Source organism: Thiovibrio sp. Mzg5, from assembly GCF_055379285.1.
Window position 1 is genome coordinate 2686441 of the sequence record NZ_AP022872.1, and the last position, 24850, is coordinate 2711290.

27 protein-coding genes are annotated in these 24850 nt (G+C 57.3%); 13 read left to right on the forward strand and 14 right to left on the reverse strand.

Translation table 11 applies throughout. From position 1 onward, the window contains the following. Positions 1-22 precede the first annotated feature (22 nt). Together ACZ46D_RS12445 and ACZ46D_RS12450 are read left to right on the forward strand one after the other, a co-directional pair. Complete coding sequence (locus ACZ46D_RS12445) at positions 23-2326, forward strand: sensor domain-containing diguanylate cyclase (RefSeq protein WP_464927759.1); 2304 nt, start codon at positions 23-25, stop codon at positions 2324-2326. 85 nt (positions 2327-2411) lie between these two features. Continuing rightward, positions 2412-3473 (forward strand): VCBS repeat-containing protein, encoded by a 1062-nt coding sequence (locus tag ACZ46D_RS12450; protein WP_464927760.1) that lies wholly within the window; start codon positions 2412-2414, stop codon positions 3471-3473. Between the two features lie 204 nt (positions 3474-3677). On the opposite strand, the gene ACZ46D_RS12455 is transcribed toward ACZ46D_RS12450, so the two are convergent. Further along, a complete protein-coding gene (locus ACZ46D_RS12455) occupies positions 3678-4793 on the reverse strand; it encodes a sensor histidine kinase (protein WP_464927761.1) in 1116 nt (371 codons plus the stop codon). Between the two features lie 127 nt (positions 4794-4920). Next, entirely contained in the window at positions 4921-5346 is a 426-nt protein-coding gene (nikR, locus tag ACZ46D_RS12460; protein ID WP_464927762.1) for a nickel-responsive transcriptional regulator NikR, read from the reverse strand. Between the two features lie 194 nt (positions 5347-5540). Between nikR and ACZ46D_RS12465 the strand changes: the two genes are divergently transcribed. The 4 genes from ACZ46D_RS12465 (at position 5541) to ACZ46D_RS12480 (ending at position 9028) form a co-directional block, all read left to right on the forward strand. Next, a complete protein-coding gene (locus ACZ46D_RS12465; protein ID WP_464927763.1) occupies positions 5541-6326 on the forward strand; it encodes a transporter in 786 nt (261 codons plus the stop codon). 42 nt (positions 6327-6368) lie between these two features. Further along, positions 6369-7391, forward strand: coding sequence for an energy-coupling factor ABC transporter permease (locus ACZ46D_RS12470; protein ID WP_464927764.1), 1023 nt, complete (start codon positions 6369-6371; stop codon positions 7389-7391). A gap of 81 nt (positions 7392-7472) precedes the next feature. Next, positions 7473-8285, forward strand: coding sequence for a cobalt ECF transporter T component CbiQ (cbiQ, locus tag ACZ46D_RS12475; RefSeq protein WP_464927765.1), 813 nt, complete (start codon positions 7473-7475; stop codon positions 8283-8285). Next, positions 8282-9028 carry an energy-coupling factor ABC transporter ATP-binding protein gene (locus ACZ46D_RS12480; protein WP_464927766.1) on the forward strand — a complete coding sequence of 249 codons (747 nt, stop codon included), beginning with the start codon at positions 8282-8284 and terminating at the stop codon, positions 9026-9028. Before cbiQ ends, ACZ46D_RS12480 begins: the two co-directional genes overlap by 4 nt. Before the next feature lie 195 nt (positions 9029-9223). On the opposite strand, the gene ACZ46D_RS12485 is transcribed toward ACZ46D_RS12480, so the two are convergent. The 7 genes from ACZ46D_RS12485 to ACZ46D_RS12515 all read right to left on the reverse strand — a co-directional run bounded on the left by ACZ46D_RS12485 (position 9224) and on the right by ACZ46D_RS12515 (position 14802). Beyond that, positions 9224-9646, reverse strand: a complete 423-nt coding sequence (locus ACZ46D_RS12485) for a universal stress protein (RefSeq protein ID WP_464927767.1) — start codon at positions 9644-9646, stop codon at positions 9224-9226. A gap of 163 nt (positions 9647-9809) precedes the next feature. Next, positions 9810-11324 carry a B12-binding domain-containing radical SAM protein gene (locus tag ACZ46D_RS12490; protein WP_464927768.1) on the reverse strand — a complete coding sequence of 505 codons (1515 nt, stop codon included), beginning with the start codon at positions 11322-11324 and terminating at the stop codon, positions 9810-9812. 128 nt (positions 11325-11452) lie between these two features. Continuing rightward, positions 11453-12307 carry a universal stress protein gene (locus ACZ46D_RS12495; protein WP_464927769.1) on the reverse strand — a complete coding sequence of 285 codons (855 nt, stop codon included), beginning with the start codon at positions 12305-12307 and terminating at the stop codon, positions 11453-11455. Continuing rightward, on the reverse strand, positions 12300-13367 hold the full coding sequence (locus ACZ46D_RS12500) for a sulfite exporter TauE/SafE family protein (protein WP_464929287.1): 1068 nt from the start codon (positions 13365-13367) through the stop codon (positions 12300-12302). The genes ACZ46D_RS12495 and ACZ46D_RS12500 overlap by 8 nt, the downstream gene beginning before the upstream one ends. A 312-nt stretch (positions 13368-13679) precedes the next feature. After that, a complete protein-coding gene (locus ACZ46D_RS12505; RefSeq protein WP_464927770.1) occupies positions 13680-14027 on the reverse strand; it encodes a hypothetical protein in 348 nt (115 codons plus the stop codon). 38 nt (positions 14028-14065) lie between these two features. Next, a complete protein-coding gene (locus ACZ46D_RS12510) occupies positions 14066-14593 on the reverse strand; it encodes a hypothetical protein (RefSeq protein WP_464927771.1) in 528 nt (175 codons plus the stop codon). A 29-nt stretch (positions 14594-14622) separates the two neighbouring features. Further along, positions 14623-14802 (reverse strand): hypothetical protein, encoded by a 180-nt coding sequence (locus tag ACZ46D_RS12515; protein WP_464927772.1) that lies wholly within the window; start codon positions 14800-14802, stop codon positions 14623-14625. 352 nt (positions 14803-15154) lie between these two features. On the opposite strand from ACZ46D_RS12515, the gene ACZ46D_RS12520 reads away from it, so the two are divergent. Continuing rightward, a complete protein-coding gene (locus tag ACZ46D_RS12520; RefSeq protein WP_464927773.1) occupies positions 15155-16618 on the forward strand; it encodes a sensor histidine kinase in 1464 nt (487 codons plus the stop codon). Next, entirely contained in the window at positions 16605-17972 is a 1368-nt protein-coding gene (locus tag ACZ46D_RS12525; RefSeq protein ID WP_464927774.1) for a sigma-54-dependent transcriptional regulator, read from the forward strand. The genes ACZ46D_RS12520 and ACZ46D_RS12525 overlap by 14 nt, the downstream gene beginning before the upstream one ends. 9 nt (positions 17973-17981) lie before the next feature. On the opposite strand, the gene ACZ46D_RS12530 is transcribed toward ACZ46D_RS12525, so the two are convergent. The 5 genes from ACZ46D_RS12530 to ACZ46D_RS12550 form a co-directional block, all read right to left on the reverse strand. Beyond that, positions 17982-18470: a hypothetical protein gene (locus tag ACZ46D_RS12530; protein WP_464927775.1), complete on the reverse strand. Its 489-nt coding sequence runs from the start codon at positions 18468-18470 to the stop codon at positions 17982-17984. 183 nt (positions 18471-18653) lie between these two features. Then, positions 18654-19628 carry an AAA family ATPase gene (locus tag ACZ46D_RS12535; protein ID WP_464927776.1) on the reverse strand — a complete coding sequence of 325 codons (975 nt, stop codon included), beginning with the start codon at positions 19626-19628 and terminating at the stop codon, positions 18654-18656. A gap of 36 nt (positions 19629-19664) precedes the next feature. Next, positions 19665-20066 carry a hypothetical protein gene (locus ACZ46D_RS12540; protein ID WP_464927777.1) on the reverse strand — a complete coding sequence of 134 codons (402 nt, stop codon included), beginning with the start codon at positions 20064-20066 and terminating at the stop codon, positions 19665-19667. A gap of 30 nt (positions 20067-20096) precedes the next feature. After that, entirely contained in the window at positions 20097-20567 is a 471-nt protein-coding gene (locus ACZ46D_RS12545; RefSeq protein ID WP_464927778.1) for a PilZ domain-containing protein, read from the reverse strand. Positions 20568-20821: 254 nt separating this feature from the next. Then, the gene (locus tag ACZ46D_RS12550; protein WP_464927779.1) at positions 20822-21262 is read right to left on the reverse strand and encodes a hypothetical protein; all 441 of its coding nucleotides are present in this window, start codon (positions 21260-21262) and stop codon (positions 20822-20824) included. Positions 21263-21568: 306 nt separating this feature from the next. Here ACZ46D_RS12550 and hemL point away from each other — a divergent pair, with 306 nt between their 5' ends. The 5 genes from hemL (at position 21569) to atpE (ending at position 24749) form a co-directional block, all read left to right on the forward strand. Further along, on the forward strand, positions 21569-22861 hold the full coding sequence (gene hemL, locus ACZ46D_RS12555; protein WP_464927780.1) for a glutamate-1-semialdehyde 2,1-aminomutase: 1293 nt from the start codon (positions 21569-21571) through the stop codon (positions 22859-22861). Positions 22862-22958: 97 nt separating this feature from the next. After that, a complete protein-coding gene (locus ACZ46D_RS12560; RefSeq protein ID WP_464927781.1) occupies positions 22959-23183 on the forward strand; it encodes an AtpZ/AtpI family protein in 225 nt (74 codons plus the stop codon). Beyond that, positions 23183-23584, forward strand: coding sequence for an ATP synthase subunit I (locus ACZ46D_RS12565; RefSeq protein WP_464927782.1), 402 nt, complete (start codon positions 23183-23185; stop codon positions 23582-23584). The genes ACZ46D_RS12560 and ACZ46D_RS12565 overlap by 1 nt, the downstream gene beginning before the upstream one ends. Positions 23585-23612: 28 nt before the next feature. Continuing rightward, entirely contained in the window at positions 23613-24335 is a 723-nt protein-coding gene (gene atpB, locus ACZ46D_RS12570) for a F0F1 ATP synthase subunit A (RefSeq protein ID WP_464927783.1), read from the forward strand. A 69-nt stretch (positions 24336-24404) separates the two neighbouring features. Then, complete coding sequence (atpE, locus tag ACZ46D_RS12575) at positions 24405-24749, forward strand: ATP synthase F0 subunit C (protein WP_464927784.1); 345 nt, start codon at positions 24405-24407, stop codon at positions 24747-24749. The last annotated feature ends 101 nt before the right edge of the window (positions 24750-24850 follow it).

Here is a 24850-nt window from a genome sequence, read left to right on the forward strand (position 1 = left end):
ACAACAACGCCTGGAGGTTGTGGTGGCCAGAAAAAATATTCTCTATTTTGTTCTTTTTCTCTGTATCGAGGCCGTGTTCTTCGGCCTGCTCTCTTTTGGCAAGCAACAGGCCGAAGAGCGTTACATCGTGACCGTACTCGAACAACACCGGCGTGAATACGCCGCCATCCTGGATTCCTTCAGTCGGCTGGCCCGTTTCGTGGCGAGCGATACCTTTTTAAAGCCGGAGGCGGCGGCGATGTTCGCCGAGGCGGCACAAGACAAGGGGCCGGAGCGTGACCGTTTGCGCACCCGGCTCTACACCCATCTTCACTCCTCTTACAACAGTATCATCCCCCAGGGGTTTCGGCAGGTAATTTACACCTTTCCCGATGGAACCTGTTTTTTGCGGATGCACACGCCCGAGCGTTATGGTGATCAGATCTTTGCGGTCCGGCCCGCGCTGCGGTTGGCCCATACCGAGCAACGCTTCGTGCAGGGCTTTGAGCTGGGGAGGTGGTATCATGCCTTCCGCTATGTCTTTCCGGTGCAGCATGATGGGGAATACCAGGGAATCGTGGAACTTGGCGTGCCCTTTTACGCGGTCAAGCAGGCCTTGCAGCAGGTGTACGAGGAAGAATATTCCCTGATCCTCAAAAAAGAGGCGCTGGACAAGGTGCTTTTTGCCGGCTCCGAAATCAACTACCAGGGCAGCCTGGTTGCGCAGGGATATCTCCAGGAAAAAGCCGATGTGGCGGAGACCGTCCAGCATAAAGGGCATCTTTCCGAGGAGGTGCTGACGGCGCTCAATGCCGAAATCCGGCCGGGGGTTGCCATGGATCTGGCGGGAGGCAAGGCTTTTGCCCGTGCCGTCCGGTCAGGTGGCCAGGACTATCTGGTCACCTTTCTGCCCGTGGCCGATGTGGAGGGGCACAGGATAGGCTATATCGTTGCCTACGCCAACGAGTTGTCCCTGGCTTCCATCCGGAATGGCTATCTCGTCGCCCTTCTCCTGGCCACGGCGTTGCTTGTTCTGCTCTTTGCCCTGCACTGGCGGACCACCCGGAAGATTGCCGGGCAGCTCAGTTTCCAGAGGCAGCTCATGGAGACCATCCCCATCCCCATCACCCTGAAAGACCGCGATGGCGTATTGTTGAACTGCAACCAGGCCGTTGTCGATCTCCTGCGTCTGCCCAGGGAAAAGATCATCGGCCGGCGGGCCGAGAGCGTTTTCGCCACCCCGGAGGCAGGCGTTCAGCAGCAGGCCCTGGACCGCAAGGTTCTGGCCGACGGCCATAGGCAGCAGGAAGAACAGCATCTTTCCTTTCCGGACGGAACCAGTCGCGATCTGCTGGTGGTCAAGGCGCCGTTTTTTGACGAGAAAGGCAGGATTGCGGGGGTCATCGGCTCCGCCGTTGACATCACCGAACAGAAACGGAGCGCGGCGGAGATCGAAAAATCCCATGCCGAGCTGGATCAAATCTTCAACACCGCAGCCAACGGCATGCGGGTGGTGGACCTGCATCACACCATCCTGCGGGCCAACACCACATTTTATGCCCTCACCGGTCTGACCGAGCAGGAGGTTGTTGGCAAGAAATGTCACGAGACCTTTGGCGGCTCTGCCTGCCAGACCCCCGATTGCCCCCTGTCCCGCATCATCAAAGGTGCGCAACGGCTGGAGACGGAGGTTGTTAAGGTGCTGCCCTCGGGCCGCAGGGTGCAATGCGCTGTTACCTCCACCCCATATCTCGGCATCAACGGCGAGGTTATTGGCATTATCGAGGATTTCAAGGACATCACCCGCTACAAGGAACTGGAGCAGCATCTCCGGGAGATCGCCATCACCGATGAGCTGACCGGCCTTTTCAACCGCCGTGGGTTCCTGACCTTGGCCGAAAAACAACTGGGCAACGCCCTGCGAGCCGACCACGATATGTTCTTGGTCTTTGCCGATCTGGACAACATGAAGGAGATCAACGATACCCAGGGTCATGAGACCGGGGATCTTGCCCTTGCCACGGCGGCCGCGCTTTTGCGCACGACCTTCCGCCAGGCCGATATCCTTGCCCGTCTGGGCGGCGACGAGTTTGCGGTCTTCCTCTCCTGCAAGCCTGGAACGGACAGCGAACAGGCCATTCTCTCCAGGCTGGAAGCCAATATTGTTCAGGAAAACAGGGGAGGGGAGTTGCCCTTTACCCTGGCCATCAGTTTTGGCGTGGTTCAGCTGCAAGAGGGAGAAACCTTGGGGCAGGTCATGATCCGGGCCGACGGGCTGATGTACGACAGCAAGCTCAGGAAAAGAGAGACCGCCAGAAATGGCGGGCAAATGGGACCATCTGTCTAATTTTTTTTGAGTTTTTAAACTTTTTCTCCCCCAAAACCGAAACGTATCCTGAAGAGGGAAGATTTTCTTCAAGGAGGGTTTCGCCATGGAAATCGCCACTGCCGCTGTCAGTCTGGCAAGCACCCACGCACTGCATGAAGAACACGCCAAGGAAGAATCGCTCCGGTTCTGGGTGGGCAATGAACGGCCTGTCTTTGCCGGGGAAAAAGAGCCGGCTGCCGCGCAGGTACGGATCTCCCCGGAGGCCCGGCAGCTCCAGCGGGCAGCAGCTCAGTCTCTGGCGGTCGGAGATGCCGCCACTGCGGCTGATGCCTCTCCGCCGGAAGACCAGAAGCTGAAGGCGATGCGTCTTATTCTGGAGGCGCTTACCGGCCGCAAGATCCGCATTGCCAGTTTGGCGTCTCTCTCCTCAGAAAATGGCGGCTCATATCCTGTGGTTCAGGGGGAGAGCCCGGCAGGGCCTCCGCCTGACCGGCAGGGATGGGGCCTTGAATACGACTTGGTGGAAACGGTGAGCGAGGAGGAAGCTCTGACCTTTGCCGCAACCGGCCAAGTCATCACTGCGGACGGGCAGACCATTGATTTTCAGCTTCGGCTGGCCATGCAGCGGGAGTTCGTGGCCACGAATACTGTGCAGATCAGGGCGGGAGACGCCAAGCTGGTTGATCCGCTGGTGATCAACTTCGATGGCAAGGCGGTGGAACTGACTGGCGGGCGATTCGCCTTTGACCTTAATGCGGACGGCAATACCGAGCAGATCTCCAGCCTTGCTCCCGGCCGCGGCTTTCTCGCCTTTGACCGCAACCAAGACGGCAAGATCAATAACGGCCTGGAACTCTTTGGCCCGGCCAGCGGTGATGGGTTTGGCGAACTGGCCCAGCTGGATAGCGACGGCAACGGCTGGCTTGACGAAAACGATCCGCTGTATGCCGAGCTGGTCGTATGGATGCGGGATGCGGCTGGAAAAGATTCGTTGTCCAGCCTTGCCCAAAAGAATGTCGGTGCCATTCTCCTTAGCCCGGCGGAAACAGCTTTTGCCCTGAAAGACAGCGGGAATGGTTTGCAGGGGCAGCTGCGGGAAACCTCGGTCTTTTTAGGGGAAATCGGCGGAGCGGGGACGGTGCAGGAGATTGATCTAGCGGTTTGATGGTGGTCAGGCGTAAGTGATCACGGGCCAAGACCTGAGGCTAAACCTGCTCCCATATAATTATTTGTAAACGATCACAGGGTGGTGCAGATGCGCGAAAGAGGTCTGTTCGCCATACATCAGGTATGCGAACAGGCCGATGCCAGGTAAGCGAGCAATGCGCGAGACTCCGAAGCAGATGCGACGGCCTGTGGTCGTTTACAGCTAGGCCACGGGCAGGCTGAAGGTGAAGCACGAGCCCTTGTCCGGGGTTGACCGCACCGTTATCTTGCCGCGATGGGCCTGGGCTACGGTCTGACTCAGGCTCAAACCCAGGCCGACCCCGGAAACGGCGGCCTGCGCAGAGCCAGGCGCGGCCTGGGCGCCCTTGGTGGTGAAAAACGGGTCGAAGATCTTGGGGAGATATTCCTTGGAAATGCCGCAGCCGTTATCCGTGACCCGGACAAAAATATTTTCGTCCTGCCTCCCGGTTTCGATGCGCACGGTGCGCACCTCTTTTCCCAGGGTGGCATGGGCGGCGTTGCGAATCAGGTTCATGATCAGCTGTTTGGCCAAGCCGAAATTAAGCACTGTATCGCAGTTTTGCGCAAACTCGGTTTCGATCTGGATTCCCGCCGCCTCCATCTCTTTGCGGCAGAAGGAAAGGGCCTCGGTCACCGTATCCGTCAGGCTGCCGTGGGCGAAACCCCATTGAGCGCTCTGGTCGCTGAAGGTGGCCAGCTCCCTGACGATCTCCGTGCCGCGTCTGGTGAACACCCTGACCTGTTCCAGCTGTTCACGGACCTCGTCCGGCAGGTCCTTGTGGAGCAGAGCCATCTGCACATAGCCCAGAATGCCCACATCAATATTGTTGAACTGGTGGGCGATTCCGGCCACGAGATGGCCCAGGGCCGTGAGGCGTTCCGCCCGCTGGAGCTGTTCCTCTGCCTGACGGTGGGAGGCCATGGCCCCATGGTACTGGAAGGCGTTGCGCACGGCCATGACCAGTTCCCGGTTGTCCTGCCAGGGTTTGGTGATGTAGCGCCAGACCGCCTCTTCGCTCACCGCTTGCATGATGCTGTCGATGTCCAGGTAAGCGGTGAAGATCATACCGACAAAAAAATGGTTTGTCTGCCGGGCCCGGCGGAGAAACTCCAGCCCGGTCATGCCGGGCATGCGCAGGTCGCTGACAATGACCTGGGGAGTGTCTTCTTTCACCAACCGCAGGGCTTCTTCGCCGCTGCCGGCCAGAAGCACCTCGTATTCTTCCTTGGCAAAGGCCAGTTCGATGGTTTTCAGGATCACCGGATTATCATCAACGAAAAGCACGGTCTGACGCATGAAGGCTCCCTGCCTAAGGAATTGTGGTGACTGCTGCTTCTGTGTATCAGGATAGAACAAAAGGGTAAGGCCTGTCAAGCAAGCCCCGGAGCTTTCCTGCCGGTTTGGCCCTGATGGCGCCGGACTTTCAGTGGAGTTCCTGGCCGGTGGTGGTCATAACCAATTGGCCATGCTTGACCCCTTTCACCCCGATGAGCTCGTTGGCGATTCGTTTCACCTCTCCCACCGGTCCGCGCACCACCAGAACCTCAAGGCAGTTATGCGCGTCGAGATGCACATGGAGCGCCGAGATAACCCGGTCGTGGTGGGCGTGCTGGTGCTCGGTCAGCTTGTCGGAAAGATCCCGGACATGGTGGTTGTACACCAGGGTCACGGTGCCGACCATCTCCGCGTCCGCGTCTCCCGCATCCCATTTCTCCTCCACCAGGGCTGAGCGGATCAGGTCGCGGATCGCCTCGGAGCGGTTCATGTAGCCCTTGGCCTCTATGTGCTGGTCATAGCTCTCCAGTAGTTTTTCATCGAGCGAGATCCCGAAACGGATGGTTTTTCCCATATGGATTCTCCTTACAAAAAGTGTTGACACCTATATGCGAATATTTTATTTAATACGTGTCACTAAATAAAATGTCGTGCTACTGGTCGTTGGGCACACGCCTTCGTGCGATGGATTTTTCTTTTTAGAGAAATAGCCGGTACGGGGCCAGGTAACACGTTAATTGCCAATATAACATCGAAGGAATGCTTGAAATGAAATTATCCCCTGTATGGCGTATTCAACACCTGTCTGCCCCCCTTGTAATCTTCGGCATCCTCTCCTCTGCGACCGTCGCTTTTGCCGCCCACCCGTTGATCACGGACGATGCCGGCACTATGGGCACTGGCAAGTCCCAGCTCGAACTGACCGGCGAATATGGGCATGACAAGGAAGATGGGGTTACCACAAAAACAAGGCAGGGAGACGCATGCTTTACCTATGGGCTCAGCGAAGCGGTGGATCTCGTTATCGACCTCCCCTATCTGCATGTCAGAACCAGCGACGAAACAACCTCCATGACCGAAAACGGTTTCTCCGACACCTCCCTCGCAGTGAAGTGGCGGTTTTATGAGCATGACGGTTTAAGCCTTGCCCTCAAACCAGGAGTCACCCTGCCCACGGGGGACGACGAAGAAGGCTTGGGCACGGGCAAGGCAACCTACAGCCTTTTTTTCGTTACCTCCAAGGAAATGGACCCGTGGGCCTTCCATCTGAACCTCGGCTACATCAGAAACGAGAATACCCTGGATGAAGAAAAGGACCTTTGGCAAGCATCCATCGCCTCCACTCTTGCCGTGACCGAAAATCTTACCGCGGTTGTCAACCTCGGTGTTGAAAGTACCCCGGACAAGCTCGTCGGCACCGATCCCGCCTTTGTTCTGGCAGGCCTGATTTATGCCCTCTCCGAGGAGGTTGATCTCGATTGCGGAATCAAATACGGGCTCAATGATCCCGAGACTGACTATACCGTGCTTGCGGGCGTCACCTGGAAATTTTAGCGGATAATCGCACAACTTCTTCTAAATATAAGGAGAAAACACATGCATATGGCAGACGCTTTGTTATCCCCCGCAGTCGGCGGGACCATGTGGGCTATTTCCGCCGGCACCATCATATACTGTTCCAGAAAGCTGCGCAAAGAAATGGATACAGGCAAGGCGCCGCTCATGGGCGTTCTGGGCGCCTTTCTTTTTGCCGCGCAGATGATCAACTTCACCATCCCGGCCACCGGCTCCAGCGGCCATCTCGGCGGCGGCTTGCTCCTGGCGGTTTTGCTTGGGCCTGCTGCCGCCTTCATCACCATTGCCTCGGTGCTTGTGGTGCAGGCGCTATTTTTTGCCGACGGGGGATTGCTGGCCCTGGGCTGTAATATCTTCAACCTCGGGTTTTTCCCGGCCTTTCTTGCTTACCCCTTCATCTACAAGCCGCTGGTTGGCAATGCGCCGAGCAAGATCCGTATAACCGTGGCCGCCACGGTGGCCGCCATCATCGGTCTCCAACTGGGAGCCTTCTTCGTGGTTTTGGAGACGGTGGCTTCGGGGATTTCCTCACTGCCCTTTGCCACCTTTGTCAGCCTTATGCAGCCGATACATTTGGCCATCGGCGTGGTTGAGGGGTTGGTGACCGGTGCCGTGGTTTCCTTTGTCTATCAGGCCCGTCCGGAAATCATCCAGAGCGTCCAGGACGCCAAGCCCCTCGGCGCAACCCCGTTGCGCAACGTCCTGGCAGCCTTTCTTGCTCTGGCTCTGCTGACCGGCGGTCTGGTTTCCTGGTTTGCCTCGGAAAATCCGGACGGCCTGGAATGGGCTATTGCCAAGGTCACGGGCACCGAAGAACTTGCCGGCCCGGAGGAAGGGCTGCACGCCAAACTTGCCGCACTTCAGGAATCAGTCGCCTTTTTGCCCGATTATACGTTCAAAGAACCGGTGCAACAACCGGAAAACGAGGGGGGGGCGGAATCGCCCCTAGGGACCAGCGTGGCCGGGATTGTCGGTGGCCTGCTGACCCTGGCCATTGCCTTCTTAAGTGGGATTTTTTTGCGGAAACGGGGTGGGGCGGCCTGAAACCGCACGGAAAGTTGATGATCCTATGAACACGGGGGGGAGGCTGAATGCCTCTTCCCCCCTTTTGCTTGGGAGAAGCGGATGGCATCCATTGCCGGAGCAGTAAGGGATTTCAGACAGCTTGACCTGCTGGCCACCGGGGATACGGGGGTGCATCGTCTCGATGCCAGGGCCAAGGTGTTGGTGACCTTGGTCTTTATCCTGGCCGTGGTTTCCCTGGGGAAATACGAGCTGGCCGCGCTGCTCCCTTTTTTCCTTTACCCGGCGGTGGTCATGGCGCTGGGTAATCTGCCAGCCCGCCATATCGCCAGGAAGGTCGTGGTTGTCCTTCCTTTTGCTTTGATGGTGGGCATATTCAACCCTCTTTTTGATCAGACGGTGCTGGTCCGTCTCGGCCCCCTTGGCATCAGCGGCGGTTGGCTGTCCTTCGCCTCCATTCTGGTCCGGGCGACGCTCACCGTCGGCGGTGCCCTCATCCTCGTAGCCGTAACCGGCTTTCCCGCGATCTGCCAGGCCCTGGATCAGTTGGGTATGCCCCGGATTTTCACCGTGCAGCTTCTTTTTCTCTACCGCTATCTGTTTGTCCTTACCGAAGAAGGTGGCCGAACGGCGCGGGCCCGCGAACTCAGGGCTTTTGGCAACAAGGGCTTGGGGTTGCGCTCCTACGGCTCGTTGCTCAGCCATCTCCTGCTGCGCACCTGGCTGCGGGCGGAACGGATTCATCTTGCCATGCTGGCCAGGGGATTCAGCGGGGAATTTCACCCGCGGCGCACCACCCGGTTCGGGGTCAGGGAATTTCTTTTTCTTGTGGGCTGGTCGGGGTTGTTTCTTTTTTTTCGGTTGGTCAATGTCTCCCATTTTCTGGGGATGATCGCTACAGGGGGGCGAGGATGAGCCATCATATTGTCGAGGTCAAGGATCTGCGTCATGTCTATCCCGACGGAACCGAGGCCCTGCGGGGCGTTTCGTTTCGGATCACCCATGGCGAATCGGTGGCGATCATCGGCGCCAACGGCGCGGGCAAGTCCACCCTGCTCCTGCATTTGAACGGCTATCTGGCAACCAGCCAGGGAACGATCCGCATCGGCGATTTTCCCCTGAATAAAGCCACCCTGCCCGAGATCCGGCGCACGGTGGGCATGGTTTTTCAGGACCCGGACGACCAGCTGTTCATGCCCACGGTTTTCGACGATGTGGCCTTTGGCCCGTTGAATCTGGGCTTGGCCGGGGAGGAGGTGGAAAAGCGGGTGGAGGAAGCCTTGGGGAGGGTGGGGGCCCAGCATCTGCGCGACAAGCCGCCCTATCGGCTTTCCGGCGGGGAAAAAAAACGGGTGGCCATCGCCACGGTGCTGGCCATGTCGCCGGATATCCTGGTCATGGATGAGCCGACCAGCGGACTTGATCCCTTTGCCCGGCGGCAGCTCATGGCGTTGTTGAAAGATTTTCACCACACCCGGATTTTCACCAGCCACGATCTGGATATGGTGTTGGAGCTGTGCGAGCGGACCATTGTCCTGCACGAGGGGGAGGTCAGGGCCGATGGCCCGACTCTGGATATCTTTCGAGACGATGCCCTGCTTGCCGCCTGTCGGTTGGAAAAGCCTTTTGCCATGCAGGGCTGCCCGGTCTGCGGGTAGTAACCATTCAGCAGCACCGCATCTGCTTCGGAGTCTCAGATTCGCGGACCTGTCATCGGCCTGTCCGCATACCAGATGTATAGCGGACAGGCCTTTTTCGTGCATCTGCAGCAGCAGCGAAGCGGCGCTGCTGAACAGTTCCTGCGGAGTGAAGTAGTCACGCCCTCCCCCACGCTCGAGCCGAAGGATAGCGGCTTACGGGCAGCGCGCCACCAGCACATTGCAGTGGGCATGCCCGATCAGCCACGCCGTGGTGCTGCCCATGAGCAGCCGCATGAGTCCGGTGCGGCCATGGGTGCCGAGCACGATCAGGTCCACCTTGTTTTTTTTGGCTGTTTCCACCAGCTCTTCTGAGGTGGAGGTTGTGACGATGATCTTTGTCTCACAGGTGAGCCCGGCCTTTTTCACCTTTGCCGCCGCCATATCCAGATCGGTGCGGGCCTTTTTTTCCATCAGTTCATTTGCCTTCGGCGCCAAGGACAGGAGCTCGACATCGATTTCCGGGGCGGTCACCAGCAGCAGTTTCGCGCCCGAACTCTTTGCCAGGGCCATTGCCTCCTTCAAGGCACAATCACTGAATTTCGTGCCATCATAGCCCACCATGATTTTTTTATACATAGAACCCTCCCTCGCAGATGTTTGCCAACAGGACCGGCGGCAGCGGTATCTTGCCGGGTTGGCAAGGCCGATAGCTTAAGATCATTATCTGTAATCGTCAGGGATTTTGTCAAAACAAAAAAAGACTGGGACAGAATACGGATGGACTTGGGCTTCTCTGCAATCAGCAGAAAAAAGCGGCATGATTGGAGGTGAAAATAGGCGGGTCGCGGTGGAGAATCTGGGCAATGGCGGGGTGCCTTTTAAACTCCTGGTCGAGGAACCGCCGGATTTCCTTGCGTGACCAGCCTTTGGGATGCTCGAAATCGGTGTACAAGGAGAGGTCGCCCCCGTAAAACTCGCTGCGTGTTACGAAGGGCGCTTCCGGGCTGCCGATGGGCATGTTGAACACGGCCAGGTTGAGAAAGGTGATGGCTGCATGGTGGCGGACCACAAAATCCATGGTTCGCCGCGCTTCGGTCAAGGATTCCGAGGGGGTGCCGAACAGCAGATAGATGTAGGTGGCGATCCCGGCTTGGGCCAGGGTCTGCAGCACTTTTTCGATCAGAGCCAGGTCCTGGCCCTTGTTCATGGCGTTGAGCACGGATTGGTCGCCGGACTCAAGGCCCAGCTTCAACATCCGGCAGCCGGAGCGGCGCAGGGCCCGGCAGAAATCCGCCTCGCCCAGCAGGGGGCTGATCCGGGCGAAACCGTACCAGTCGAGACCCGGCGGCTCGGCGGCCAGGGCCTGCATCAGGGCCGGACTCACCGCGTTGTCGAGAAAATGGAGCAAGGCCGGTTGGCTAGGTCGGGTGGCGGCCTTGAGGCTGGCGATATCGGCCAGCACCGTGGCCGGGGGAATCTGGAGGTAGGGGTTGCCTTCGGCTTTTTCCGGGCAGAACAGGCAGCGGTTCCAGTAGCAGCCGGAAGAGGCGGCGTAGGGCAGGATCAGGCCGGGGGCCAGATAGTCGGTAAGCGGCAGGCCGGCATACGAAGGCATCTGGTGGCGCGGGGAAAAATCGCCGGAAAGGAGACGGACCAGCGCTTCTTCTCCGGGTCCGGCAAGGCAATGGTCGACCAAGCCGGCAAAGGGATTGTTCCAGGCGGGGTTGCGCAGCCAGGAGGTGATCAGCCCGCCCCCCAGCACGATGGGCAGCCCGGGATAGCGTTTTTTGAGAAAGCCGACCATGGCGAAGGTGGTGGGGGCCTGGCTCAGGTAGTTTAAGGAGATGCCAACGAGAGCAGATTGGTTTTCTTCGATGAGGCCGGGAAGCCGGGTCGCGAAGTAGGGAAAGAAGATGTTTGTCTCGGGGGCCTCGGCGGCCCGGATAAGATCGGTGCTGCTCAAGGGCGAGAACCCATGCTCCTGGTAGTTGGCAAGAGAGAGGGACAGCTGGTGGCGCTTGCCCGTTTGTTCCAACACCCGGTTGACATCCGCCACCGCCCGTCGGTAGCGGGAAGGGTTCTGATACAGCTCCGGGGTACGCAGGGCCGTCAGATTATCGGAGAGATTCCGGCCCGCGCGGAGGCTCCAGGTATCCGAGCCATGGTTTGGGGCGGCGAGCAGGAATAGCTGGCCTTCCAGGTTGGCGTCCAGCAGGGTACAGGTCAGGCCATGGCCACGGAGGGTCCCGGCCAGACGGGCAATCCCGGCGGGCGGTTCGCAGGCTTTGGCGGCAGGAGGATGGATGAGAAGCATGGGAGTGAAGATACCCGAAGGCGGGCGGGAATGCCATGGGCAAGAGAGCTTGGCGGAAGGCCTTCGCTGAAAAAAACGGGCGCTCAGATGAGCGCCCGTGGAAAACAACAGATTTGTAAAGTGAAAGATTACAGGTGGCAGACCAGAACCGGACAACCTGCGTAGCCGATAACCCGTTCGGTGACGCTGCCCATGAGCAGACGGGTCAAGCCTTTCCGGCCATGGGAACCCATGACGATGAGGCTGGCGGAGATTTCCGCCGCCATGGCAATGATGGCCTGATGGGGCTCCCCATCCCGCACGAACAGTTCCGTCTGCACCCCAAGATCCCCGGCCCATTTCCGGACCTTGTCCAGAACCTTGTCCGCTTCCTGGTACAGTTCCTTCATAACGTCCTGGCCCACCGCATAAAACTCGTCATTGGTATAGACCACGGAAACGGCGGAGAGTTTTACTTTTCGTTCCTGGGCTATCTCCAAGGCTCGGGCCAGGGCGTTGTCGCAGCAGGTGGAGCCGTCCGTGGCCAGCAGGATGTTCTCCCAGGAGAGCTTGCTGGTTTCCGGAATCACCAGGACATCTTTGTTGGTATGGCCGATGACCCGGGCGGTGACGCTGCCGATGAGGGTCCGCTCCATCTTGCCCTTGCCCCGGCGACCCATGACAATGAGATCGCAGTTCTCTTCCTCGGCGACATGGACGATCTGCTCGTAGGGTTCACCCTGTTCCAGGTTGGTCAGGATGTGAACTCCTTCGTGGTCCGCCAGTTGCCGGGCCTCGGTCAACAGCGCCTGGCCGGGGCCGGTAATGGCCGCCTTGATATCCGAAACCCCGAGGAGCTCCAAATCCCCCTGGTAGGGGGGGACAACGGCCAGGACCTTGATCCAGCTCTTGTCCTCCCTGGCAAGCTGGCTTGCCAGGGAGAGAGCGTTTCGGGCCGAGGAGGAACCGTCGTAGGCAACGAGGATCTTTCGGTACTTAGCCATTGCTTACTCCGGCAAGAGTCCTCTTGCTGTGGCGGTCGGCGGTCATTCCCTTGACCATGGCCACGATGATGATGAGCGCGGCAGAACCCAAGGCTGTAACCAGGGACCAGAAGCTGATGCCTTCGAGCAGGGCAAGAGTGTTGGCGCTAATGGGGCTCATCAGGTCAAGATCGATGAGATAGCCGGGGATCTTGACGCCACGACTGATCGCGACGATGAGCATGGTGGTGGCCATGACCACCTTGATGATGTAGTCTTTGACATAGGTGGTACCCAGGGCGCCGAGCTGGACGCCGATCAGCGAGGTGGCCAGGAGCAGCAGGGCGAGACGGATATCGATAAGGCCGGAAAGACCCCACTGGACGGAACCCCAGGCGCCCATGACAAAGGCGATGATCAACTCGGTGGCGCTGGCCACCATGGCGGAGGCGCCGATCACGTAGATCATGCCGGGGACGCCGACGAAGCCGCCCACGGCGATGGTGGCGGCGAGCATGCCGGTGAGCAGGCCGACCGGGATGGTGATCCAGGCGGAGATGGTCACTTTGGCGGTTTTGAAGTGCATCATGGGCGGGAGATTGATCTTCTGCATGGCAATGGCCAACTTGCTTACGGTCTCTTTGCCGCCGCCCTTGGCGAGTTTCCAGGCATCATAGAACACGTAGCCGCCGACAAAAACCAGGACAACCATGAAAACCGCGCTGATATAGAGGTTGGAGCCTGCGCCGCCGAATTGGTTCAGGATGTATTTTTGGATCTTGATGCCGATCTGCACGCCGATGACAGCGGTGGAGGCCATGACCAGACCGAGCTTGATGTCTGCCTGCCCGTATTTCCAGCGCTTGTAGGCGCCGACCATGGCCTTGGGGAACTTGTGGCACATGTTGCTGGCCACCGCCACCGCGCCCGGTACGCCCAAGGACATCATGGCCGGGGTCATGACAAAGGCGCCGCCGGAGCCGATGAAGCCGGAGAGCAATCCGCCCACCGCACCGATAACCAGCAGGGCAAGGAGCTTGCTGACGCTCATGTCGATGAACATGATGGAGATATCTTTCATCGTATTGGCACTGGCAGCATGTTTGTCCAGATTGATCAGCACCTTCTGGTTCATCTTCATGTCTTCGGGCAGCATCTTCTCGCCCATGACAAGGGTAATGAATTCCTTGGTGTCATCTTTCTGGAAGACGATGGTGCGGTCCACCGCATTCACCTCGGTGATAATGCCTTTGAGCATATCCTTGGACGGCCCGTCTCCAGCGGCAAAGGCCGACTGGGCGAGCAGGGACAGGGGGGCAAGGGCTAACATGAGTATGAGCAATAACTTCTTCATTGTGGGTATATCTCCTTTAGATAAGCCGGGGCGGCGGATTTATTTTTTTGCTTCAAGGCCAATGGCGCTCAGCAGGTTGCTGGCAAAGGCCCCGTGGATGAAAGAAAAGAAGAAGGCCGCCCCTACCGGATACACCCAGCGCCAACCGCCCATGGTGAAGATCTCGGTGACCAGTTTTTCGTTGGTGAAGAGCATATAATAGGCGGAAAGCGACATCGTCCCGAAGATGACGGTCTTCAGGTAGGGTTTGCGCTTTACTGCCGGAGCCGGAGATTTCCCGGACTGTTTTGTGGCGTTTGCACCCAGAATCTGGCGGGCGGTGTCGTGTTCGCCGGCCTCGGCAAAGGCGACAGCCGACATGTTTTTGTCAAAGGTGGTGATGGTCATCTTTTCTCCCTTATTGATATGAAGTTTAGTTATAGAAGTCAGGCTCTGACAGATGATCCCGCGTACATCATGACAGGGCAGTGCAGGGCCTGAAATTTGGCGATCATGTTTTCTTTTGCCTTGCGGCAGTTGGTGCCGTCCGGCTCCAGCACATCGAAGACAACGCAGAGGATATCCCGGCGGTTTCCGGCATGCTTGAGCACTTCGTCCGCCAGGCAACCGGGGCTGTTGAACGGTTGATAGATAACGCCCTTTTCTTGCAGAGAGGAGTTCAGCGCGGCGAGGGGTTCTTTTGCCTGGCTCAGCCCGGAAGCTGCTTCATCTTCCAGCAGGTGCAGCATATGAAAAATTTCCAGGCCGCCTCCGAGGCGCTGGCAGAGATGCAAGGCGTAGTTGATGGTTCTAGCAGCGATTTCTGGTTTGTCGGTTCCCAGGAGCACCCGTTTGTGTGCATTCTTGTTGGTCTTGAGGAGCTGGCGCGCCGTCTCAAACTCGCCGGCTTCGGCAAAGGTCGCCGCAGTCATGGCTTCTTCAAGTTTTTTGAACATCGTCGTCAGGGCGCTCATGGGCCGTTCCAATGGTAAGAGTGTTCGGTTCAATGGGCGGTGTGGTGCGCTACGACCTGGCCGCCAGCCATCTTTGTGGTCTGTTTCGGCTGTTTGCCCAGCGTCGGTTTCCTGTTGCCAAGGCATTCTTGTGCCAGCTCGGGTTCGTTGGCCTCGGCAAAGGTAACGGCCATCATCAGGCGGTCGATTCGGTTCAGGATGGTGTTCATGGCGTTTCTCCTTTGTATGTGTATGTTGCTCGAACAGATTGAATGCTTTGTTGCTGTTGCCTATGTTATTTAGCAACAAGCGTGCCACTCCATGATAATTCTGTTTTGTCGTTTTGTTTCAGCTGGTTACTGTTGTTGTTGCTAATTGGTGGTGGTGTTTCAGTATCGCAACGCTTGTTCTGATAAAAAAATAATATTTAATAATATCAATAAGATAAACTGGTGTTGCAATGGGAAAGGCGGTGTTGCCAAATGCAACCTCTGGACTTTGTTTTTCAGTGGGGGTATTGTGCATTTGAACAGAAAATCGGCAGGGAAATCGGCACCCTCGCGGAATTAAGGAAGGCAGATCATGTTCCAGCTCGGCATACGCAAGAAGATCACCTTTGGCTTCTACCTGCTGCTCACCCTCATGGTGGGCTCAGCCGTTTTGACCTATGGCATTGTCAAGCGGGTGGAAGATCAGGTTGCCTTCGGCGAGGTTGTCGAGGATTTTTTCAATACGATTTTGGAGGTGCGGCGGTTCGAGAAAAATTATTTTCTCTACCGTCAGGAAAAGGATTTTCAGGAAAATCAGCTCTACTGGGAGAAGATCCGGGATCTTTTTGAAAATAACGCGGCGGCTCTGCGGCTGGTGGTTTCCGCCTTGGAGTTGGAGCAGTTGGGACGGGTGATCGAGGCCTACAACGGGCACATGAGCCAACTCCATGCCTATTATCTGGAGGTTGCAAGGGGTGCTGATTTCCCCGGTATGAGCCGCCACCAGGAAAAACTCGAGGATCAACTCCGCTCCTCGGGCAAGGAACTTACCGAGTTTGGCGAAAGAACCCGGGGGGCGGTGAAGAACAAGATCAAAACCCTTCTGAAAACGACCCAGAATATTCTCCTTGCCTCCATGGTCTGTCTGTTTGTTTTCGCCCTGACCATTGCCGCTCTTTTGGGGAGGAAGGTGGTGACGTCCCTTAAGGCGCTTGAGGGCTACACCAAGCGGATTTCTCACGGGGAGTTTGTGGAGATCGCGGTGGGAGAAGGTGAACCGGAAATCCGGTCCCTGCTCACCGCTTTTAACCGGATGACCAAGGAACTACAGATGCGGCAGCATCAGTTGGTGCAGTCGGAAAAACTGGCGGCGCTGGGCACCTTGTTGTCCGGGGTGGCCCATGAGCTGAACAACCCTCTGTCCAACATCTCCACCTCGGCCCAGATTTTGGGCGAGGAGATCGAAGAAGACAATATCGCGTTCAAGAAGAGTCTCATCGGCCAGATAGAGGTCCAGTCGGACAAGGCCCGGGACATCGTGCGAACCCTGTTGGAATTCTCCCGGATTAAGGAGGTCAGGAAGGAAAAGCTGCCCCTGAAAACCCTGGTGGAGGAAACCATCCTGCTTATCCGCGGACATGCCCCCAGCGAGGTGGTGATTGCCGTGGATGTGCCGGATGATCTTAACATCATTGCCGATAAACAGCGGATGCAGCAGGTGCTCCTCAACCTGATCAAGAACGGCATAGACGCGGTGAAAGCCGACGGCCACATCTGGGTTTCCGCTCGCGGCATCGGCCTGGCCACCGGACTTGCCGAGGTGGAGATCCTCGTCGAGGATGACGGGCCGGGGATCGATGCCGAGCATGTCAAGAGGATCTTCGATCCGTTTTTCACCACCAAGGACGTGGGCAAGGGCTCCGGTCTCGGGTTGTTTATAGTGCATGACATTATCGAGTGGCATGGCGGCACCATCACTGTGGACAGCCGCCCCGGCCTTGGCACCACTTTCATCATTTGGCTCCCGGGAGAGCAACAGGAACATGATTATGAATGACGAACCCGCAAGAATCTTGGTCGTTGACGACGAAGAGATTGCCTTAAATAACCTTAAGCATGTTTTAAAAAAAGAGGGCTACGAGGTCACCGCCTCCCAGAGCGGCCCCCGGGCCTTGCATCTGCTGGAGGAGAATATCTTCGACCTTGTCTTGACCGATTTGAAGATGGAAAAGGTCGGCGGTATGCAGATACTCAAGCGCACCAGGGAGCTGTATCCTGACACCGAGGTGATCATGATCACCGGCTACGCCACGGTGGACTCGGCCATCGAGGCGATGAAGGGCGGGGCCTACCACTACATCGCCAAGCCCTACAAGCTCGACGAGGTCCGCAAGGTGGTGCGGGAAGCCCTGGAGAAAACCAGGCTCAAGCGGGAAAATTCCAGGTTGCGGGAGCACCTCAAGGCCTTTCAGGGAGAGGCCCGGATCATCACCGATAATCCGGGGATGAAAAAGCTGCTGGCCACGGCCAGCCAGGTTGCCACCTCGGACAGCAATGTCGTGATCTGCGGGGAGTCGGGCACAGGCAAAGAGCTGCTGGCTCGATTTGTCCATGCCTGCAGCAACCGGCGAAACGGCCCCCTGTTGTCCGTGAATTGCGGCGCCTTTCAGGAGGATTTGCTGGCCAATGAGCTCTTCGGTCACGAGAAGGGGGCCTTTACCGGCGCGGTGGAAATGAAGAAGGGCTTGGTGGAGATGGCCGATGGCGGCACGCTTTTTCTCGACGAAATCACGGAGATGTCACCGTCCATGCAGGTGAAGCTCCTTCGGGTGATCCAGGAAAAAGAGGTGATGCATCTCGGCGGGGTTGCGCCGATCAAGGTCAATGTCCGTTTTCTCGCGGCCACCAACCGGAACCTGCCGGAAGAGGTGAAGCTGGGGCATTTTCGGCAGGATCTGTTCTTTCGGATCAACGTAGTGGCGCTCCAGATCCCCCCCCTGGCCGAGCGCAAAGATGACCTGCCCCTACTGATTCAGTATTTTATTCGGAAATACGGGGTGTTGATGCATAAGGAGGTGCGCAACATCGAGCCGGAGGTGGTGGATATTTTGATGCGCTACGATTTTCCCGGCAATGTCCGGGAGTTGGAAAACATCATCGAACGCGGGGTGGCCCTGGCCAGCGGTGACACCATTGAGGTTGGCCACCTGCCCGAAGACCTGCGCGGCGCCTCTTTCCAGACCTTTCGCCGGAAAAGCGGCGGCATCCCGAGCCTTGCCGATCAAGAACGGGCTTATATCGAGTGGGTGTTAAAGGAACACGGGGATAACAAGAGCCTGGCCGCCCAATCGCTGGGTATTGACCGGGTCTCCCTCTGGCGCAAGATCAAGAAGTACGAGCTTGAGGGCTGAGAGCAGTCGTTAAGGTGTTGCTGCCCCGTCGGTGTTTGGCGCGGGCGGCAACAGCAGGCCAAATCCGCTGCCCAGCCTGCGGACCAGCTCGATGAAGCTGTGGGGCAGGGGGAGGTCGCGGTCAGCCAGCAGGATTCCCAGGGCTTGTGCCTGCTGGAGGGTGGCGGTGCTGTCCTGGCCCTCCTGATGGTCGCAGAGGGCTTGGATGCGGAGGGCATCGGTGAGGGGAATCCGCAATTCCTCAAGCATTGCTCCGACCTTGGTCTGCTCGTGGGCAATAAGGTTCGCGTGGTTTCTAGCAAAGACGGCAAAGGGCTCATCATAGGCCGGAGAGCCGAAGATTGTATTGACCAGCGCCCCGGCAACCTTGGCGAGGAAAGCGGCATCCCGGTCGGGATGTTTCTTGGCCAGCGCTTCTTTTAATTTTTTAAAAGAGATCATCTTCACGATCTCGACTCCCTCGCGCAGAATGGGAATCAGCTTGCTCTCAAAGTCCATGGGTAGCATCCTCTGTAACTGTTCAGCAGCACCACATCTGCTTCGCCCCGCTACGCGGCTGTCATCGGCCTGCTCCTGGGCAACAGCACGCTTCGCAGACCTCTTCCTCGCATCTGTGGCACCAGCGAAGCGGCGCTGCTGAACAGTTATCTGTATGTGATTTTAGTCCGCGGAAAGGGCGGCTCAGGTGAAAAGATCCGGTTCGCCTGTGACCTTGCGGACAAGATCGCGGTAGTCCTGGGCGCCGTTTGATCCGGGGGCAAACTCAAAAATGGTCTGGCCATAGGCCGGAGCCTCGGACAACCGGACGTTGTAGCGGATCGGGGCGCAGACCTTCTCGCCGTAAATTTTTTCAATCTCCTCCAGAAACTCGGTCCCCCTCTTCACCCGCATGTCGCGGAAGGTGGGCAGGATGTATTGGAGCTGAACCTCCTTGCGGAATTTCTGGATGGAGGCGATGCTTTTCAGGAACTCGCCAAACCCCTGGATGGACATGACCTCCAGGGAGACAGGGGTCATCAGTTCGTTGACATAAAAAAGAACATTGACCGTGAGCGGATCCCAGCCCGGCGAGGTGTCCACCACCACGTAATCGTAGTCTTTTTCCAACGGGGTCAGGGCCTCGGCAATAGTCAGTTCGCCGCCGTAGTCCTTGCGGTCGATGAGGCGCTTGAGGCCTGCCAGGGATTTGCCGCCGGCCAGGATCCACAGGTTCTTGCGGGCCTGAATGATTGCCTCCTCGGGGGGTAGCTCGCCGGTTACCAGCTCAGTAAGGCCGCCTTTGGGTTTCACGCCCAGCATGAAGCTCGACTGCCCTTGGGTGTCTGTGTCAACCAGGAGAACCCTTTTGCCCGCCAAGGCAAGTCCGGCCGCGAGATTCACCGAGGTTGTGGTCTTGCCGACCCCGCCCTTGCTCAGCGAGACGCCGATTCTTCTAGTTTCCTGGCTGGATGGAGCTGCGGGGGTGGGAGCAGGAGGAGCAGGCTCGGCCTCGATTGTTGCGGGCTGTGGGGGGGGAGGAGCCGGTGTTTCTTCGCGGGGAATGTCAAGGGGGAACTGTTGCCCGCAGCCTTGGCAACGCGCCATCTTGACATTGGGCGGAATTCTTTTTTCATCGATATTGTGCTGTTTTTTGCAATGAGGGCAGGTGATTATCATTGTGAAGTCTCCGGGCCTGCTGCGGCCAACTTCTTGTTATTTCTGGCGAATGCCCTTTAAAATCTCTTTGATCAGGGGGCTTTTCTCGCCCTTTTCCTCGAATTCCTTGAGGATCATTCTGAGCGCCTGATCGACAATCCGGGACTTTGAAACACGGGATTTCAACCGCTGATGCACCAGTTCGTTTATTTTATCCCGCGCTTCATCCAGATCAGCGAAAATCTCGCCGGAAAGATAGTGGGTGGATTTTTTCTTGCTGTCGCCCCCAGGGTTTTCCTTCTTATCCCTGCATGATGCGCTTCCGTCAGGATGTTTGGGGCCTGCCTTTTCGCCGGTGCGATGAATCAGCTTGGCAAGGGAGGGGGTTTCATGGGCTGCGTCCTCCGCTGAGCCTTTCAGGAGGGCATCCATGATGTCGTGTTTATTTTTTGCCGCCATTCTTCCCTGGGTCCATGATGAGGTTGTGGTTCAATCCAGGCCAAGATCGGCAGGGCGGCTTGTCCCACCAAAGATTCTGGCGTGGTGGGTGGTCAGAAAATGCTGGAGGGTCTGCTCGTCCTTTTTGCTCAGGTCGATGAACTCGATGCCGCAGTGGCACTCGCCGGAGGTTTCGCTGGGAGAGGTATGGGTGACTTTTCCCCGGAGGGCAATGGTGTTGTCGCCGACATGCAGCGTGACGCTGCATGTCGCACCTGCCAGAAAACCGCCGAGGGAGGGGACGATGAGGCCCAGGCCGCGATTGCCGACATCGCAGACCCGGTGGGTGCGGCCATCGATTTCGGCGCAGACCGTATCATCTTCGAGAATGGGTTCGCGATAGTTCTTGCGGATGATTTTTTGGAGATCGGCATCCGCAGGTTTGGCGCCGGCTGGAGCGACAGGCAGGTCCGCAAGCTCCCAGGGCGTTGTTTCTTCGGGTCCGCTTTTTTTCTTGGTCATCACCGGCTCCTTATGGTCATGTGCTGCTGGGAGGCAAAAAAAAGCCTGAAAAAGAGCCTGCTCCCAAAGACGTGCGAATATGCAGGAGATGTTTGATTATTTATTGGCATTGCCAAGATTGTCAAGGCAAAACAGTCAGTTGTTGCGCCTTGATAGGGCAGAGCGGCGTTGGGTGGTAGCGGAAAAAAATCCGAAGGCGATTCGCCGAAGGTTTTCCGCTTGCAGCTTCTTGTCGGCAGGGTGGACCGAAGCGGTTAGCCCAATTCGGGAAATTTCACCTTGAGGGTTTCCTTGTCCGCGGTGCGTTCGACCTTTACCTGGACCTCGATCTGGTCATTTTTAAGCCCAAGGGTCAGCGGCAACCCCCCCTTGTCTTCATCCAGATGGAGGATGGTGCGCATAATGGCGATGATCCTGTCGAAAACAGGTTTTGTCGGCGGGCGCAGGGCGATCTTTTCATCCTCGTGCTTGATGGTGACGGTAATCTTGTCTTTTTTTCGTTTGAAGGAAAGCTGCCGGGCCTGTTCGGTCAGAGTGAAAAGCAGGGCCAGCGCCAGATAACGGAGGGCGTCTTCCTGGGTGTCGGCGGAGGGGGCGTCCGCGACCTTCTGGATGGTGGCGGCATAGTCTGTGCCGAGATAACAGTCGCACATTTCCATAAGTTTCAGATGAAGATTCGGGTCATGTATTTCCATGGCGCCTCCTGGCATGGTTCTGCTGGTAGAATAATCATTATGATTGCTTGCTTCTGCCCCTCATATTGCTATGAACCGCTTTGTCGTGTCAAGGGAAAGGATGCTGAAAAGCAAAGGGTTTTTGGGCGCGGTGTTTTTTTTGTCCTTGAAAGAATTTTGACAGCGTGGCAGCAGCCTGCTATATTTTCCGCTCGCCGGAGACAGGAAGTGCCTGTCGCAGGTGGTGTAGCATTGTCATTGACAGGTGTCCGCGTTTTTTTGTTGTGCGGAACCAGCAACTATTGAGAAGTCAAGGAGGCCAGGAGCATGAAGACCGACCTGTCGCATACCATGTTTGTAAAGGCGCAGCAGCTTATTCCCGGCGGAGTGAACAGCCCGGTGCGGGCCTGTAAATCCGTGGGCTGCGAGCCCCTTTTTGTTCAAAGAGCTGCCGGTTCCAAAATTTATGATGTGGATGGCAATGAGTTTTTGGATTTTGTCTGCTCCTGGGGGCCGATGATCCTTGGGCATAATCACCCGGCCGTGGTCGAGGCCATTGAAAAAACCCTGCAAGACGGCACCAGCTTTGGCGCCCCCTGCCCTCTGGAGATTGAACTGGCCGAGCTGGTGATCAAGGCGCTGCCCTCGGTGGAAAAAGTGCGCTTCGTCAGCTCGGGCACCGAGGCGACCATGAGCGCCATCCGGTTGGCTCGGGGTTACACCGGTCGTAATGTGGTGGTGAAGTTTGACGGCTGCTACCATGGCCATGCCGATAGTTTCTTGGTCAAGGCAGGCTCCGGGGTGATCACCCTCGGTATTCCCGGCAGCCCCGGGGTGCCTGAGGATATTGTCAAGAACACGGTATCCATTCCTTATAATAACGTGGAGATATTGGAAAAGACCCTGCGGGATGAAAAACTGGATATCGCCTGTGTGATCATCGAGGCGGTGGCCGGGAACATGGGGGTTGTCGCGCCCCAGCCGGGATTTCTGCAAAAGCTGCGCGCCCTGACTACGGAACTGGGCATTGTCCTGATCTTCGACGAGGTCATCACCGGCCTGCGTCTGGCTCTGGGCGGAGCGCAGGAATACTATGGCGTTATGCCGGACCTCACCTGTCTGGGCAAGATCATCGGCGGCGGCTTGCCGGTTGGGGCCTATGGCGGCAAAAAAGAACTGATGGACACCATCTCTCCTGTGGGCCCGGTGTATCAGGCCGGAACCCTCTCCGGCAATCCCCTGGCCATGGCAGCGGGCGCTGCCACCATGCGGCAATTGGCCCAGCCCGGTTTTTATGCCGCCCTGGAGGAGAAGGCGGCCCGCTTTGCCCAGAGTCTGACCATGCTTGCGGAAAAATACCTGCCCGGCCAGACCACCCTGAATCGGGTGGGCTCCATGATGACCGCTTTCTTTACTGCCGGGCCGGTGGTGGATTTCGACTCCGCCATGCAGGCGGATACCGCCAGATATGGCCAGCATTTCCGGCAGATGCAGGCCCAGGGAATCTGGCTTGCGCCCTCCCAGTTCGAGGCCCTTTTTATCTCGGGAGCCCAGAGCGAAGCCGAGCTGGCCATGGCGCTGGAGAAAACTGAATGCTCATTCAAAAAGTTGGCCAAATGAGAAAAAAGCCGTTGACTTTGGGGGGAGGCAATGATAGTAATCCTATCGGTCGTAAATCGATGGATTCTCTGCCAGAGCAACGGCACAGGGGCTGAAGATGTCCAATAACCGAAAGGATACACTGCGGTTGCTGGCCCAGTTCAGCACCGTTGGCATGTCCGTGGCCTTCTCCATCTTTATCGGAGTCGGCATCGGTTATTATCTGGATCATAAGGTGTTTGACGGCAGAACCTCGCCCTGGTTGACCCTGATTTTTCTCGGGTTCGGGGTGGCGGCGGCGTTTAAAAACCTCTATGACATGGCCAGCCGCAAGGATCTCTGATGGCGGCCAGTGGTTCTCCCGCATCACCGGGCGAGATGTCGCTCGGCAAGGTCATGGTCTGGAGTTGGCTGTTGCTGGGGGTGCTCACCGGTTTGGCCTGGTTGGGGTATTCAGGGTTTCATGCCCGCTCCGTTTTTATCGGCGGAGCGATTGCCAACGTGAGCTTCCTGTTTTTAAAACGGGATCTGCTCAAATTGCTGGCTGGACCGCTTGAGGCGGTCAAACCGTTGTTCTTTATGCGATATTATCTGCGTCTGTTTGTGGTCGTGGGGGTGCTTTTCCTTCTGGTCAGGTTCCGGTTGGTTCACACTCCCGCACTGCTGGTTGGCCTGTCCACCGTGCTCTTGGGTATCGGGCTTGCCGTTATGGTCGCAGCAAGAAGTATTTATTCGACAAAGTAGTACAAGGTTAAGGAGGGTCGTACGGTCCATGGAACATCCAATACTATTTATCTCGTTGATTCTGCAACATCTGGGGCTGCCTGTTCCCCACGGTCCGGTTGGGGACACCTTGCTGGCCAAGCTGGTTTCTCCGCACATGACCTACACCTGGTTGGTCATGCTCTTTTTGATCATCGTTCCGAAGCTGACCCTGGGCAAGATGTCCCTGGTGCCGGGCAAGGGCCAGAATTTTTGGGAGGTCATCATCGGCGGCCTTGAGGGATTCATGGCGGACAACATGGGCAAGGAAGGGGCGCGGATGATGTTCCCCATGCTGGCCACCTTTGCCCTCTACATTCTGGTGGCGAACATGATCGGCCTGATGCCGGGATTCATGTCTCCGACCTCCAATCTCAACATCACTCTGGCCTGCACCCTGATTGTGTTTTTTACCACACATATTCTGGGCATTAAGTTCCACGGCATTGGTTATATCAAGCATTTCCTCGGGCCCATTCCCTGGCTGATTCCCCTCATGCTCCCCATCGAGCTTATCAGCCATTTCGCCCGTATTCTTTCGCTCTCCATTCGTCTGTTCGGTAACATCATGGCCAAGGAGACCTTGCTGGGCATCCTGTTCATGCTGGCGGGCGCTTACTTTGCCCCGCTGCCAATTCTGTGCTTGGGTGTGTTTGTTTCCATCGTGCAGGCGCTGGTTTTTCTGCTGCTCTCGATTCTCTATTTTTCCGCCGCCATGGAGCATGCCCATTAATGAGTGTATCCGGGTCCTTGTGAACTAATGAAGAAGGCCAATTATAAAAAATTTTTTGGAGGAAGTACGATGAAGAAAGCAGGAATTTTGTCCGTATTGATGGTTTTGGCTCTGGCCACCGTGGCCATGGCTTCTGAGGCTGGTGCTGAGGCGGCTACCACCGCAGCTTCCGGTGCAAACCTTGCCCTGATCTGCCTTGCTGCCGCGCTGTCCGTTGGCGTTGCTGCGCTCGGTTGCGGTATCGGCATGGGCGCAGGTATCGGCGGCGCTTGCTCCGGTATCGCTCGTAACCCCGAGGCTTCCGGCAAGATCACCGTAACCATGATCATCGGTCTGGCTCTGATCGAGTCTCTGACCATTTACGGTCTGGTTATCTCCCTGATCCTGCTGTTCGCGAATCCGCTGTTGAAGTAATTTTTTCGCGATATTTTTGGTTTGTAAGGCCGCAGGGGAAACCCTGCGGCCTTTTCCGTTTTCTGGGGGCCTCCGGTCATGAGCGAAGTTGTTGTCCAGCC